The sequence below is a fragment of the Devosia alba genome, from assembly GCF_039938915.1.
GTDB classification, from domain to species: Bacteria; Pseudomonadota; Alphaproteobacteria; order Rhizobiales; family Devosiaceae; genus Devosia; species Devosia alba.
This window is the reverse complement of sequence record NZ_JBDUUI010000003.1, coordinates 352,283-364,929: the sequence shown is the minus strand read 5'-3', so window position 1 is coordinate 364,929 and position 12,647 is coordinate 352,283. Positions and strand designations below refer to the sequence as shown.

Below are 12,647 nucleotides of genomic sequence, written 5' to 3'. Positions count from 1 at the left end.
CGGGGCAATCGATGTGTGACCTGAATCAATCAGGCGGGGGGCGCCGGGGCAGCGTCCGGGTCGGCATGGTCAGAACAGCATGACCGGGCGTACCTCGACGGCGCCGAGCGTGGCCATGGGGATGTGGCGGGCGATCTCCATGGCCGCATCGGCGTCGGCAACGTCGACCAGAATGAAGCCGGCCAGCACCTCCTTGGATTCGGCGAAAGGGCCATCGGTGATGATGGCGTCGCCGTTGCGCACCCGCACGGTGCGGGCGGAATCGGCGCTGACCAGGGCCTCGGCGGCAATGAACACGCCGCGCTCGACCAGCGCCTGGTCATAGGCTTTGGACAATTGGCCGATGCGGGCCCAATCGGCCTCGGACTGGCGGGCGGCAATGTCGGTGTCGACGACGACGGTACACATGAATTTCATGGCGGCTTTCTCCAGCTTGGCGGTGGGACCGATTGTGATGGCGCGGTCTGCTGACTAGACGAGGGAGGCGGCGCGGTTTCGACAGCCGGGCAGGATATTTTCGCGCCGGCCGGCTGAAACTGGGGGCTTTTCTCCGGCGATGGCGGCGCGGGGGGCGATCACAATTGACAATAAGTTCCACCATGATGAAAACGTGAGGGATCGTTGTGGCGTGCCAGCAGTTGCAGTGTGACGGGTACGTGCAAGTACCCGCCAAAATGGAAGTGACGCCGTGATGAAAGCCAACACAGTGGTACTTGTGGTCGAGGACGAGGCGCTGGTGCGCCTCGACGTGATCAGCCAGATCGAGGACGAGGGTTTTACCGTGATCGAGGCAGCCGATGCCGACGCGGCGATCCGGATCCTGGAAACCAATCCGGATGTGACGATCCTGTTTACCGATATCGACATGCCCGGCTCGATGGACGGGCTGAAGCTGTCGGCGGCGGTGCGCGACCGCTGGCCGCCGGTCAAGATCGTGGTGACCTCGGGCCATCGCATGGTGGAGATTACCGATCTGCCCGATGGCAGCGTGTTTCATGCCAAGCCCTATCGTCATGCCGAGGTGGTCGCCTCGTTCCGCGAGCTGACCGCCCTGGATTAACCGGCCAGATGGCGGCTGCGATGGCTGGCCTGAGCGTGGCGATCAGCGCGATTGCCGGCGGGCTGCGTGGCGGGTCCGGCGATATTGCCTTGCCAAGACCACATTTACCTGTGATAAAGCGATACGTTTTCAGCCTAAGTCGGCTGCCCTGATCCCGGTTCGCCGGTCGTGGCTACCCTCTCTCTCGTGCGAACGTGCTTTCCCCGCTGGCATGCTGCCACCGGATAACTGCTCGTCCGCATGCGACACGAGCCTACTATCAGGATACAAATTTATGTCCACCATTACTGGTACCGTCAAGTTCTTCAACGCAACCAAGGGCTTCGGCTTTATTTCGCCTGAAGACGGCGGCAAGGATGCCTTCGTTCACGTTTCCGCTGTTCAGCGTTCGGGCCTGCAGGGCCTGTATGAAAACGACAAGGTGACCTACGAGCTCGAGACCGGCCGTGACGGCAAGGTGTCGGCTACGAACCTGACCCTGCTCTAGTCTTTCAGACTATTCCGAAGGCCGCCGTGATGTTGAAAACACGGTGGCCTTTGGTCTGTCTGTTGCCTGAAACGCCGTCCCTCGGGGCGGCGTTTTTTGTTTGATGGGGGCGTGGTTGGAACGCTGCAGCGCTGCACGGACAAAAAAGCGCCCGCCGAAGCGGGCGCCTTGTTGGGGTCTCGGGGATAGGGGGATCAGCGCACGCGGACGGAGACGATGTAATTGTCGAACCCGCCCAGCGAGGAGGCGCTGGTGGTATAGGTGCGGCAGTTGCGATAATTGGCGTCCGAGCAGACCTGAACCCGCAGCCCGTCGGGATTGTCGATCGAGGAGATGCGGTCGGCCCAGCCACGGAGGTCGCGGCTGCTCTGACCGGCTTCGAGACAGAAGCTGTCGCCGCGGAAGCGGGTGCGGTCAAAGAAGCAGACTTCGTCGTTGACGGGCCGGATTATCGGGCGCTGGGGCTGGTTGCCGATGCCGAAATTGATGGTTGGGCCATCGCCGTCGCCACCGATCTGGAAGCCGAAGGAAATGCCGGGCTGCGTCGGATGGACCGCACCGCCGCTGCCGGTCGCCAGGTAATTGGCCGAAACCCAGCCATCGGGGCCGGACTTTTCAATGTAGCACCAGGAGCCCTGGCACTGGCGCACGTCAACCCGCTCGCCACGGCGCGCGGTATCGACCACACCATAGCTGGTGCCGGGGCCGGAGCGCACATTGACATTGGTGGTGACGGTGCCGGGCGCCGCATAGGCGGCGGGCAGGAAGACGACGACGGCAGTGGCGGCCACGGCCACGCCGGTGGCAATGTTGAGCAGCAGCTTACGGGTAGATCGGTTCATCTTATGCCTCCGCGTCACGCGCTGCCGCAGCCCACAATCGGGTTTCTGCTGGATGAGCGCAGACTTAGTATTTGCCGAAGAAACGGACAGGGGAAGCAGAAAGTTCCCCGCCGGGCGAATTCGTTGAGTCGGTGTCGGTACTTAGCCGTCGGCAAATGGTGCCGGGCTGATTGATGGTCTCAGTCAACACAGCGCAGATGAACCCTGGCTGAACGGCAGGGCCGGGCAGCGCCGGCTCACTCCGCGATGGGGCGCTTGGTGCCATCCTCGTTCAGCGAGACATAGATGAAGCGCCCATCGGTGACCTTGACGCGCGCATCCACCCGATTGCGCCGGGCCCAGGCCTCGATGCCGATGGTGATCGAGGTGGTGCCGATCCGCTCGACGGTGGTGTAGACGCAGAGCACATCGCCGACCTTGACCGGGGCAATGAAGGTCATGGCCTCGACCGCGACGGTGACGACGCGCCCGGTGACGCGTTCCACAGCGGCGATGGCGCCGGCAATATCCATCTGGCTCATCACCCAGCCGCCAAAAATGTCGCCAGCCGGATTGGTATCGGCGGGCATGGCCAGGGTGCGGATGGTGAGGGCGCCATGGGGCTCAGTGGACGTCGGGGTCAATGTGCAGGTCCTTTCGCCGGCCAGCGGCCGATAGCTTCTTCCCAATGCTTGCGGCACAGCGAGATATAGACCGATTTTTCAATCGACACCTGTTCCCCCTGGGCCAGCACGCGGCCATCGGCGCTCTGGCGGACCACCATGGTGGCCTTGGCGCCGCATGCGCAGATGGTACGAATTTCCCGCAACACGTCGGCAATGGCAAGCAGTTCGGCGGAGCCCGGAAACAGCTTGCCCTGAAAATCGGTGCGCAGGCCAAAGCACATGACCGGAATATTCAGGCGATCGCTGACCCGGGCCAGTTGCCAGACCTGTTCGGGGGTGAGGAACTGGGCCTCATCGACGAAGACGCAATCGACCTTGCCGGCCTCGAGATGCTCGCGCACTGCCTGATAAAGGTCATCATCGCCGGCATAGAGTTCGGCGGGTTCGGCAATGCCGATGCGCGAGGTGATCAGGCCAATGCCATCCTCGACGTAAAGGGCGGAGGTGAACAGCAGCGGGCGCATGCCGCGCTCGCGATAATTGTAGGCGCCCTGCAGCAGCAGGGTGGACTTGCCGGCATTCATGGCGGCGTAGGAGAAATAGAGCTTGGCCATTGGGGGCGCGGTTCTCGCGAGTTGCGACGGGGTGGCTTAGGCAATAGACCGTGCCCGCGCGCGCAAGAAGCGTGCAAGCCAAACATCAACAGTTCATTGCGAGGCCACTATGTCCGATATCACCATTCGCGCTGCGCGTCAGGCCGATGCGGCGGCGCTCAAGCATCTGCTGGACCGGTCCTGGCGCACCCATTGGGGGCCGCACCTGGATGGCCCCGCCCTGGCGCGCTATGAAGCTGAGCAGCCGGCGGCTGGTTATGTGGATGGGTGCATCGAGGCCTTCAAGGTGGCCGAACGCGGCGGCGTGGTGGTGGGGATGTATCATCTGGATGGCGCCTGGCTGCATGCCATTCATGTCGACAGCTGGGCCATCGGCACGGGCGTGGGGCGGGCCCTGATGGATGCAGCCGAGGCGGAAGGGGCGCGGCAGCTGGAGGTGCGGGCCTTCAATAGCCGGGCGCGCGCTTTCTATCTGGCGCGGGGCTGGCTGGAAGCTGCTGAACACGCGGGCTCGGAAATGGGCACGCTGGTGCGCACCATTGTGATGGAGCGCGCCTAGCGGCGGCAAAAAAAGAGGCCGCCACGAGGGGCGACCTGAGCCGATCTCATCGGCAGGGGTGCAAGAGCCGGGGTTGGCGGCCGAGCTCTGCAAAATGCCGGGCGCGACGTTGGGGACGTGGGGCGCGGCAGTCCGGGCCGTGTGGGGCAGGGCCGGGAACATGTATGAGCTTATGGGGGGTGCATGACAGTGTCGTGACGCGGCTGTTCAGGCGGCGTTCAGGCTGGAAAAACCACTGTGGAAGCAGAATAATGCTGATCGGGAGACTGACGATGATGCGCAAGATGTTCGCCATGGCGGCTGGACTGGTGATGTTGGCCGGGGGAGCCGGGGCGGCCATTGCCTCGCCCAACGGGGTGTGGGAACTCGACAGCCGCGACACGCGCATCGCGCTGCAGCTGTGCGGCGACGGCACGCAATTGTGCGGCACGCTGGTCTGGCTGTCCGACGTTGACTACAACAAGCAGTATGAGCGGTTTCTCAATTCGCCGGTGGCCAGCGCGATCAAGCAGACGGGCCCCAACCGCTGGAAGGGCGACATGCAATTGCTCGGTCACAAGATCAACGGCACCATCACCCAGCGCAGCGAGACGCAGATGACGCTGCAGGGCTGTGCGTTCCTGGTGGTGTGCAAGACCTATCAGATGTTCAAGGTCAGCGAATGACCGCCGTGACAGGATTTGCGCGCGCGACGATGGTCGGACTGGTTGGGCTGCTGAGTGTGCCGGCTGTTCTGGCGGCGTCGCCGGCCGGCATCTGGGAAATCGAGATGAAGGATTCGCGCTACCGGGTGGAACTGTGTGGCGATAGCGGACAGGCGCTGTGCGGCACGCTGATCTGGCTGGGCAATGGGGCCGACAGCCCGGAGAACCTGCCCTATCTCAATACGCTGATGATCGACCATGCGCAGCCGAGCGGGCCCGGCACGTGGAAGGGCGACCTGCACCTATATGGGCAGTCGGCAGCCGGAACGATCACCCAGGTCAGCGATGACCAGATCAGCCTGCAAGGCTGTGTGCTGGGCATCATCTGCAAGACCTACCAGATGTTTCGCTACGCCGAGTAGCGCCGCGCGCTAATTGGTATTGCGCGGGATGTGGGTGCGGCGGCGGGTCCAGAGCGGAGGCAGGGCTTCGACGGCGAGGATGGCCACAAAGATCAGCACGGCGCCGGCATAGCCGATGGGCGGCAGGCGCTCGCCCAGGATGATGGCGCCACCCAGGGCGGCAAACAGGCTCTCGGCCGACAGGATGATCGCGGCATTGGCGGGCGGCACATATTGCTGGCCGATGGCCTGGAAGGTGAAGGCCACGGCGGTCGAGAGCAGGCCGGTATAGGCCAGTTCCATCCAGCCGGACTGCAGGGCGCTGAAGTCGGGCTGTTCGAAGACGAAAGCACAGCCCAGCGCGAAGGCGCCTGCCAGCAGAAAGCTGACAGCGGAGACGAAGATGGGCAGGCCGGTGAGGCGTGCCGCCTGGCCGAGCAGGATGACGTGCAGGGCCCAGAACACTGCGCCGATCACCATCAGCCCGTCGCCGGTATTGAAGCTGTCGAGGCCGCCGCCATTGAGGAAGTAGATGCCGATCAGCGCCAGCGGCACGCAGGCATAGATGATGGGGTGCGGCCGGGTGCGGTAGATCAGGAAGCCCAGCACCGGCACGAAGAAGACGTAGAGACCGGTCAGGAAGCCGGCATTGGTGACGGTGGTGGTGATCAGCCCGAACTGCTGCAGGGCCGAGCCGAGAAAGAAAACCAGGCTGACGGCGCCGATCAGCCACCAATGGTTCGTGGTGAGGGGGGCGGGGCGCCTGCGGCGCTCAAGCAAAGCCAGGGGCAAGACGGCGAGGCCGCCAATCAGGTAGCGCAGGCCGGAAAAAGTCAGCGGGCCCATGGAATCCATGGCCGATTTCTGGGCGATGAAGGCCAGGCCCCAAAGCATGGTGCAGATCAGGAGCAGCAGGGCGGCGACGGGACGGGACATTTTTTGGTCTCAATGGGGGGGAAGGCTTACTGCCCGAAGATTCAGTCGACACCCTCCCCCTTGCGGGGAGGGTCAGGGAGGGGGACGGATAGCCGCGGTATCGGGGCTCTCGCACCCCCTCCCAACCTCCCCCGTCAAGGGGGAGGTGTTGCCCGGTGGTTGGGGCAAGGCTGTCTTGCTACTTCAGCTCTCTATCCAAAGCCGCGATGAGCTGGTCGATCTCTTCGGGCGTGGTGTAGTGGGTGAAAGAGAGGCGCAGGACGCCGTGATTGGGGTCGATGCCGAGCGCTTCGAGCAGGCGCCAGGCATAGAAATGCCCGCCACCGGCCATGATGCCGTGCCTGGCCAGCCGGGCCGCGACAGCGCCGCCCGGTTCGTCCAGAGCCAGCGCGATGGTGGGCGCGCGCAGGGCGGGGTCGGCCGGGCCGATCAGGCGGGCGCTGTTCTTGCGCTGCAGATAATCCAGCAAAGGCGCGGCAAGGGCGATTTCCTGGGCGCGCATGGCGGCGTGGGCGCGGCGGAATGGATCGGCGCCCGCAACGCTGTCGCCGGCGATTTCGGCGACGGTTTCGAGATAATCGGCAATGCTGGCAGCCGCCGCGATCTGGGCGTGGTCGGGACCGGCGGGGGTGAGGCGATAGCGCAGCTTGGCGTCGTTGAAGAAATGGCCCTGATTGGGCAGCGCCATGGCGAGGTCTGGCCGCACTGCCATGATCCCCTGATGGGGGCCAAACACCTTGTAGGCGGAGAAGAAATAGATATCGACGCCCAGCGCGGCCAGATCGGGCAGGCCATGGGGGGCGTAGCTGACGCCATCGATGATGGTGAGGGCGCCGACGGCCCTGGCGCGGGCGGCAATCTCGGCCACCGGATTGATTTCGCCGACGACATTGGAGCAGTGCGGGGCGGCGACGAAGCGGACTTTTGCGTCGAGCAGGGCGTCGAGCGCGTCCAGCGACAGGCGGCCGGTCTGGCCGTCGACGGCCCATTGGCGCACCTCGATGCCCAGGCCGGCGAGTTTGCGCCAGGCGCCGGTATTGGCCTCGTGGTCCTGATTGGTGACGATGATGGCGTCGCCAGGCTTGAGGTATTCGCCGAAGGCCTTGCCCAGCACATAGGTATTGGCCGAGGAGGAGGGGCCGAAATGGATCCCGTCGCTGGACACGTTCAGCGCCTGGGCGATGCGGGCATAGCTCAGATCCATTGCCGCGCCGGCGGCCTGGGAGGCCGGGTAGACGCCATAGGGCTGCAGCTTGGTGGCGCGATAGTAATGGTCAAGCCGGGTGAGCACGGCATTGGCGGTGTAGGCGCCGCCGGCGTTCTCGAAAAAGGCCTGACCCTGCAGTGATGGCTCGGCAAAGGCAGGGAACTGGGCGCGGATACGGGCCGGATCAAGGGGCAGGGCGGTCATGGGAAGGGTCCAATCGGAGGGTGTCCGATTGGTAGAGCAAGCCCCGACAAAAGCAAACCCCGGCTGTTGAGAGCCGGGGTTCTCGTCCACGGCCCGGGGGAGCCGCGGCGTGGTGCGATACCCGGATACCGGAGATCGCCGTGGCCGGCCGCAGAACCCGCCCGAAGTTGGGCCTGCAGCCGATCTGAACGGAGTCAGCGGCCCTGGCGCTGACCGCGATGGCCCTGTTCGTACTGGCCGGAATTGCCCATCTGGCCCATTTGGCCCTTCTGGCCCATGCCGCCCCGCTCGCCGCGCTGGGGCATCAGACTGGTCTTCTGCTCATCGGTGAGGCTGTCAAAGAAAGCGGTCAGCGATGGCTGCACGGCTTCAAGGGCAGCGAGCCTTGCCTTCTCGAAGGCAATGCGGTTGGTGAAGGCTTCGCCCATGTCGGGACGTTCAGCTGCTGTTCCGGCAGCCGGCGCGGCGGGGCGCAGGCCGTCGACGGCGGTCGAGAAGCTATTGGCGGCCGCCAGCGCGTCGGTCTTGAGGGTATCATACAGCGCCTGCTGGTCAGCGGTCATGTCGATGGCGTGGCTGAGGCGGACGAGGGCGATTTCAATGCCTTCGGCACCGCGCTCAAAGCCGATCATGCCACCCATGCCGCGCTGCCCACCATGGCGCTGCCCAGCATCCTGGCGCTGGCCCATATTGCCCTTGCCCTGAAACTGTTCCTGGGCAGCAGGTGCGGTGGGTGCGGCAGTCTGGGCGAATGAAGGCGCGATGGCGGAAAGGCCGAGAGCGGCGGTCGTCAGAGCGATGATGGCTGTGGTCTGGAGGGTCTTCATCACGAGTTTTCCTTTGCATGGGAGCCGAAACTTGTCCGGTCTGAAAGGAACCTACAGCGTGCTGCCTCTTCGCGACCTTGCGGCTGCATGAACAGTTTGCCACCTTGGTAAGGTGGCCCCGATCAGCGCGGGCGCCAGGCGAGCAGGCGCATGGCGTTGAGGGTGACGAGGACGGTGGCGCCGGTATCGGCGAGGATGGCGGGCCAGAGGCCGGTTATGCCGACGATGGTGGTGACAAGGAACACCGCCTTGAGCCCGAGCGAGACCGCGATGTTCTGCCAGATATTGGCCATGGTGGCGTTGGACAGGCCGATCATGGCGGCGATGTCGGTGACGCGGCCATGCAGGATGGCAGCGTCGGCGGTTTCCAGCGCCACATCGGTGCCGCCGCCCATGGCGATGCCGATATCGGCCGCGGCCAGGGCCGGCGCGTCATTGATGCCGTCGCCGATCTTGGCGACGATCTGGCCCTGCGCCTGCAGCTCGCGGACGATGGCCTGCTTGTCCTGCGGCAGGAGGCCGGCGCGGACAGCTATGCCGAGATCGGCGCCGATTGCCGCAGCGGTGCGGGCGTTATCGCCGGTCAGCATGATGACGTCAATGTTGATGGCCTTGAGGGCGTCAATGCCTGATCTGGCGTCGGCCCGGGGCTCGTCGCGCATGGCGAGGATGCCGATAAGGGTGCTGTCGGTCAGCAATAGCGAGACGGTCTTGCCCTGATCGGTGAGGGCATCGATGCGCGCGCGCGGCTCGGGCGCAAGGGTCAGTTGCTCGGCGGCGGCGCTGGCGGAGAACAGGAAGTACTCGGCGCCGCCGACCGTGCCGGCGACCCCCTTGCCGGCAATGGCGCGGGCGGCAGCAGCAGGCGGAACCGGGACCTTGTCGGCGCCCGCGCGGGCGAGAATGGCCAGGGCGAGCGGATGGCTGGAGCCGGTTTCCAATGCTGCGGCGAGCGAGAGGATGTCGGCTTCATCCCGGCCGAGGGCCACAATGTCGGTCAGCCTGGGCTTGCCTTCGGTCAACGTGCCGGTCTTGTCGAGCGCGACGGTGGTGATGGTGCGCAGGCCTTCGAGCACGGCGCCGCCCTTGAGCAGTAGGCCGCGACGGGCGCCAGCCGATAGAGCGGCGGCAATGGCGGCGGGGGTGGAGATCACCAGGGCGCAGGGGCAGCCAATGAGCAGGACGGCCAGGCCCTTGTAGATCCACTGGTCCCAGGGCTGGCCCAGCAGCAAGGGCGGCACCATGGCGACGAGCGCGCCGACGACGAGAACGCCGGGGGTATAGTAGCGCGAAAAGCGGTCAATGAAGCGGGCGGTGGGGGCCTTGGATTCCTGGGCCTCCTCGACCAGCTGCACGATGCGCGAAATGGTGTTGTCGCTGGCCGTGGCGGTGACGCGGATCTGCAGCACGGCATCGGTATTGATGGTGCCGGCGAACACGGTATCGCCGGGCTGCTTGCTGGTGGGCACGCTTTCGCCGGTGACCGGGGCCTCGTCGATGGCGCTGTGGCCGGCAATGATCTCGCCATCGGCAGGGATGCGGTCGCCGGGGCGGACCATGATGATGGCGTTGAGCGCCAGGCTGGCGGCAGGGACTTCGGTGGTGCTGTCACCTTCAATCAGAAAGGCGGTCTTGGGCACCAGATCGGCCAGGCCCTTGATCGAGGCGCGGGCGCGGCTGGCGGCGACGCCTTCGAGCAATTCGCCGACCAGGAACAGCAGCACCACCATGGCAGCTTCTTCGGTGGCGCCGATGAAGACCGCACCGATGGCGGCAATGCTCATCAGCGTTTCGATGGAAAAGGGCGAGCCGGCCCTGGCGCCGGCAATGGCGCGGCGGCCGATGGGAATCAGACCCACCAGCAAGGCGAGCAGAAAGGCCTCGTGCCCGATGGACGGAATGAACAGGCCGACCAGATAGGCAGCCAGCAGCGCGGTGCCGCAGGACAGGGCCAACAGGGCCTTGGGGGTTTTCCACCACGGGCCGTCGCCGAGCTCGAAATGGTCATGCGCGGCGCCACCGGCATGGCCGGGGTCACCCGCCGGCAGGCGCGGCGCGGCGCCATCTTCGACCAGTTCATAGCCGAGCGGCTTGATGGCCTGCTGGATGGCGGCGAAGGAAACATCGTCATGCACGACATTGAGGGTGCCGGCAGTGTAGCTGGCGCCAACCTCGGAAACGCCCGGAATGCGGCTGACGGCAGTCTCGATCTTAAGGGCGCAAGCGCCACAATCCATGCCGCCGACCCGGTATTTCGTCTTGATTGTGTCAGCCATGCCGCATCCTTCCGCTCTTGATATAGGCATGCTAGCTTCTCTAGCCACTAGAGGAGCAAGCGAAATATGGACAGGCGTCGCGCCAGAACGCGACAACGCGCCGCCCCGGAGGACAGCGCGTTGCCTATGACACTGGCGGTTATCGCCGGGCTGTTATTGCGTGGGGGTGCGCAACTGGAAGCCGGTGATGCCGACAGCGACATTGATGCCGGTCTGGCCCTGCACGCTGAGCGGCTGCAGCATGAAGCCCTCGCTGGAGCCACCGACCAGGGCATTGGCGCCGACGCCCAGGCCCATCGACGCTTCAGCGCTGACGCCGACATATTCGCCAGCCAGCGAGCCGGGCGCATAGGCATCGGTGCTGGGGGCAAGCACCAGCCACTGGATCACCGATTCCTCGGTGAAGCCGATATCAAGGCCGACCTTGTTGACCGTACCGTAATAGACTTCGGTGGGTTCGCTGGCCTCGGCATCGTAATAGCTGCAGATGGCGTCCTTGGACGAGCCGAGGATCAGGCCAATGCCGCCCTCGACCGTGCATTCCAGTCGGCCGATTTCGACATTTTCCTGGGCATAGGCCGCGCTCGACAGCAGGGCAGTGGCAGCGAGTATGGTTGCGGACATCAGTTTCATTTGCGTACTCCTAGGCAGGCTCAACTCGTGGGCCTGCTGCAGGTTCCGCCAGGCGCTCGGTCCTAGCCGATAGCGACAAATAGGCCGCAGTTGCGGCAGTGAGGAATATCATGGCCTTTCCCATCGGAGAGCTGTCACGCCAGACGGACGTCAAGGTCCCGACCATTCGCTATTACGAGCAGATCGGTCTGCTGCCGGAGGCGCCGCGCAGCGAGGGCAATCGGCGGCTGTATGGCAAAACCGAGGTCGAACGGCTGCGGTTCATTCGCCATTCGCGCGAGCTGGGCTTTGAGATCGAAGATATCCGCGAGCTGCTGGGCATGGCAGCGCAGCCGCAGTCATCTTGCCATCAGGTCGACAGCATTGCGCAGAACCACCTCAAGGAGATCGAGCGGCGCATTGCCAGCCTGACCGCGCTCAAGAGCGAGCTCAGCCGGATGGTGGAGGAGTGCGGGCATGGCCGGGTGTGCGATTGCCGGATCATCGAGGCGCTGGCCGATCACAGCCAGTGCCTCAGTGAGCACTAGGCACGACGCGTGGCGACGGGACGGCGCGATCGCCTCAGTCCCGCGTCAGGCGTAGCTTACCCAGCCGCGGATGGTCAGTCCGGCATAGAACAGGGTCACATCGGAAAATCCGGTCTCGCGCAGCATGGCTTCGTCGTCCTCGGGCGACAGGATACAGAGCTTGCTGGCGATGGCCTGCTTTGCCTGCTCCACATTGGCCGGGGCGGTATCGGCAAAGGCGAGGTGGCGGGCAATCCATTGCGAGCGTTCCGGCTCGGTCTGGGGAAAGCTGATATGGGCGAGGACCAGCGGCGCGCCGGGCAGCAGGCGGGCATGGAGCTGCAGCAGGGTTTCGAAGCGTTGCTCGCGCGGCACAAAGTGCAGGGTGAGCAGACAGACGGCGCCGTCGAACGGCCCCTTTGGTGCGGTGTCGATATAGCCTTCTTGCAGCGCGATGCGGTCCGCGTGCTGGGCCGTGAGGTGTTCGGCACTGCGCAGCATGTCGGCGGAAGGATCAATGCCAGCAAAGGACCACCCGGCATGATCGTCGGCCAATGCCTTGAGTTCGAGACCGCCGCCGGCGCCCAGCACCAGAATCCGCCCGTGTTCGGGCACGCGCTCGGCCAGCAGCATCGAGATCATGCGATGCAGTCCGGCCAGGCCGGGGACCTGTCTGGCCGCGCCCTCGGCATAGGTCCTGGCATGGTTCGCGTTAAAAGCGGTACTGCTGGCGGGCCGGTGGGGCGAAGCGGGTTTCTTGCTCATGCCCCTTAAGTGCTTGGCGCAGCCTTGGACTGTCAAGGCTGATTTCGGTTGCGCGCTGGTGGCAACAAAAAGGGCAGCGCC

At 64.9% G+C, this 12,647-nt stretch carries 16 protein-coding genes; 6 read left to right on the top strand and 10 right to left on the bottom strand.

The genetic code is table 11. The features are described from left to right. Positions 1–69: 69 nt before the first annotated feature. On the bottom strand, positions 70–417 hold the full coding sequence (locus ABFY71_RS06985; RefSeq protein ID WP_347945293.1) for a YciI family protein: 348 nt from the start codon (positions 415–417) through the stop codon (positions 70–72). Between the two features lie 274 nt (positions 418–691). Between ABFY71_RS06985 and ABFY71_RS06980 the strand changes: the two genes are divergently transcribed. After that, positions 692–1,060 (top strand): response regulator, encoded by a 369-nt coding sequence (locus ABFY71_RS06980; RefSeq protein ID WP_347945292.1) that lies wholly within the window; start codon positions 692–694, stop codon positions 1,058–1,060. 274 nt (positions 1,061–1,334) lie between these two features. Then, entirely contained in the window at positions 1,335–1,547 is a 213-nt protein-coding gene (locus ABFY71_RS06975; RefSeq protein ID WP_137152574.1) for a cold-shock protein, read from the top strand. 194 nt (positions 1,548–1,741) lie between these two features. Here ABFY71_RS06975 and ABFY71_RS06970 read toward each other — a convergent pair whose 3' ends face one another. The 3 genes from ABFY71_RS06970 to ABFY71_RS06960 form a co-directional block, all read right to left on the bottom strand. Then, the gene (locus ABFY71_RS06970) at positions 1,742–2,389 is read right to left on the bottom strand and encodes an SH3 domain-containing protein (RefSeq protein ID WP_347945291.1); all 648 of its coding nucleotides are present in this window, start codon (positions 2,387–2,389) and stop codon (positions 1,742–1,744) included. Between the two features lie 236 nt (positions 2,390–2,625). Further along, on the bottom strand, positions 2,626–2,958 hold the full coding sequence (locus ABFY71_RS06965; protein ID WP_347945331.1) for an acyl-CoA thioesterase: 333 nt from the start codon (positions 2,956–2,958) through the stop codon (positions 2,626–2,628). Between the two features lie 50 nt (positions 2,959–3,008). After that, complete coding sequence (locus ABFY71_RS06960; RefSeq protein WP_347945290.1) at positions 3,009–3,608, bottom strand: thymidine kinase; 600 nt, start codon at positions 3,606–3,608, stop codon at positions 3,009–3,011. A 109-nt stretch (positions 3,609–3,717) separates the two neighbouring features. Here ABFY71_RS06960 and ABFY71_RS06955 point away from each other — a divergent pair, with 109 nt between their 5' ends. From ABFY71_RS06955 to ABFY71_RS06945, 3 genes are all read left to right on the top strand, one after another. Further along, complete coding sequence (locus ABFY71_RS06955; protein ID WP_305582313.1) at positions 3,718–4,167, top strand: GNAT family N-acetyltransferase; 450 nt, start codon at positions 3,718–3,720, stop codon at positions 4,165–4,167. A gap of 251 nt (positions 4,168–4,418) precedes the next feature. After that, entirely contained in the window at positions 4,419–4,832 is a 414-nt protein-coding gene (locus ABFY71_RS06950) for a DUF2147 domain-containing protein (protein WP_347945289.1), read from the top strand. Beyond that, positions 4,829–5,233 carry a DUF2147 domain-containing protein gene (locus ABFY71_RS06945; protein ID WP_347945288.1) on the top strand — a complete coding sequence of 135 codons (405 nt, stop codon included), beginning with the start codon at positions 4,829–4,831 and terminating at the stop codon, positions 5,231–5,233. The genes ABFY71_RS06950 and ABFY71_RS06945 overlap by 4 nt, the downstream gene beginning before the upstream one ends. A 9-nt stretch (positions 5,234–5,242) precedes the next feature. Here the strand turns inward: ABFY71_RS06945 and ABFY71_RS06940 are convergent, their stop codons facing one another. The 5 genes from ABFY71_RS06940 to ABFY71_RS06920 form a co-directional block, all read right to left on the bottom strand. Further along, complete coding sequence (locus ABFY71_RS06940) at positions 5,243–6,148, bottom strand: DMT family transporter (RefSeq protein WP_347945287.1); 906 nt, start codon at positions 6,146–6,148, stop codon at positions 5,243–5,245. Between the two features lie 178 nt (positions 6,149–6,326). Then, on the bottom strand, positions 6,327–7,559 hold the full coding sequence (locus tag ABFY71_RS06935) for an aminotransferase class V-fold PLP-dependent enzyme (RefSeq protein ID WP_347945286.1): 1,233 nt from the start codon (positions 7,557–7,559) through the stop codon (positions 6,327–6,329). Between the two features lie 194 nt (positions 7,560–7,753). Next, positions 7,754–8,386, bottom strand: a complete 633-nt coding sequence (locus ABFY71_RS06930) for a Spy/CpxP family protein refolding chaperone (protein ID WP_305582302.1) — start codon at positions 8,384–8,386, stop codon at positions 7,754–7,756. 122 nt (positions 8,387–8,508) lie between these two features. Beyond that, complete coding sequence (locus ABFY71_RS06925) at positions 8,509–10,662, bottom strand: heavy metal translocating P-type ATPase (protein ID WP_347945284.1); 2,154 nt, start codon at positions 10,660–10,662, stop codon at positions 8,509–8,511. A 153-nt stretch (positions 10,663–10,815) separates the two neighbouring features. Next, positions 10,816–11,295, bottom strand: coding sequence for a DUF992 domain-containing protein (locus ABFY71_RS06920; RefSeq protein WP_347945282.1), 480 nt, complete (start codon positions 11,293–11,295; stop codon positions 10,816–10,818). A gap of 110 nt (positions 11,296–11,405) precedes the next feature. Here ABFY71_RS06920 and ABFY71_RS06915 point away from each other — a divergent pair, with 110 nt between their 5' ends. Then, a complete protein-coding gene (locus ABFY71_RS06915) occupies positions 11,406–11,822 on the top strand; it encodes a MerR family transcriptional regulator (protein WP_347945280.1) in 417 nt (138 codons plus the stop codon). A 45-nt stretch (positions 11,823–11,867) separates the two neighbouring features. Here the strand turns inward: ABFY71_RS06915 and ABFY71_RS06910 are convergent, their stop codons facing one another. After that, positions 11,868–12,566 carry a class I SAM-dependent methyltransferase gene (locus ABFY71_RS06910; protein ID WP_347945279.1) on the bottom strand — a complete coding sequence of 233 codons (699 nt, stop codon included), beginning with the start codon at positions 12,564–12,566 and terminating at the stop codon, positions 11,868–11,870. Positions 12,567–12,647 lie beyond the last annotated feature (81 nt).

Coding starts and splice junctions, on each gene's coding strand:
- ABFY71_RS06985 (WP_347945293.1), bottom strand. CDS start 417: ATGAAATTCATGTGTACCGTCGTCGTCGACACCGACATTGCCGCCCGC.
- ABFY71_RS06980 (WP_347945292.1), top strand. CDS start 692: ATGAAAGCCAACACAGTGGTACTTGTGGTCGAGGACGAGGCGCTGGTG.
- ABFY71_RS06975 (WP_137152574.1), top strand. CDS start 1,335: ATGTCCACCATTACTGGTACCGTCAAGTTCTTCAACGCAACCAAGGGC.
- ABFY71_RS06970 (WP_347945291.1), bottom strand. CDS start 2,389: ATGAACCGATCTACCCGTAAGCTGCTGCTCAACATTGCCACCGGCGTG.
- ABFY71_RS06965 (WP_347945331.1), bottom strand. CDS start 2,958: ATGCCCGCCGATACCAATCCGGCTGGCGACATTTTTGGCGGCTGGGTG.
- ABFY71_RS06960 (WP_347945290.1), bottom strand. CDS start 3,608: ATGGCCAAGCTCTATTTCTCCTACGCCGCCATGAATGCCGGCAAGTCC.
- ABFY71_RS06955 (WP_305582313.1), top strand. CDS start 3,718: ATGTCCGATATCACCATTCGCGCTGCGCGTCAGGCCGATGCGGCGGCG.
- ABFY71_RS06950 (WP_347945289.1), top strand. CDS start 4,419: ATGCTGATCGGGAGACTGACGATGATGCGCAAGATGTTCGCCATGGCG.
- ABFY71_RS06945 (WP_347945288.1), top strand. CDS start 4,829: ATGACCGCCGTGACAGGATTTGCGCGCGCGACGATGGTCGGACTGGTT.
- ABFY71_RS06940 (WP_347945287.1), bottom strand. CDS start 6,148: ATGTCCCGTCCCGTCGCCGCCCTGCTGCTCCTGATCTGCACCATGCTT.
- ABFY71_RS06935 (WP_347945286.1), bottom strand. CDS start 7,559: ATGACCGCCCTGCCCCTTGATCCGGCCCGTATCCGCGCCCAGTTCCCT.
- ABFY71_RS06930 (WP_305582302.1), bottom strand. CDS start 8,386: ATGAAGACCCTCCAGACCACAGCCATCATCGCTCTGACGACCGCCGCT.
- ABFY71_RS06925 (WP_347945284.1), bottom strand. CDS start 10,662: ATGGCTGACACAATCAAGACGAAATACCGGGTCGGCGGCATGGATTGT.
- ABFY71_RS06920 (WP_347945282.1), bottom strand. CDS start 11,295: ATGAAACTGATGTCCGCAACCATACTCGCTGCCACTGCCCTGCTGTCG.
- ABFY71_RS06915 (WP_347945280.1), top strand. CDS start 11,406: ATGGCCTTTCCCATCGGAGAGCTGTCACGCCAGACGGACGTCAAGGTC.
- ABFY71_RS06910 (WP_347945279.1), bottom strand. CDS start 12,566: ATGAGCAAGAAACCCGCTTCGCCCCACCGGCCCGCCAGCAGTACCGCT.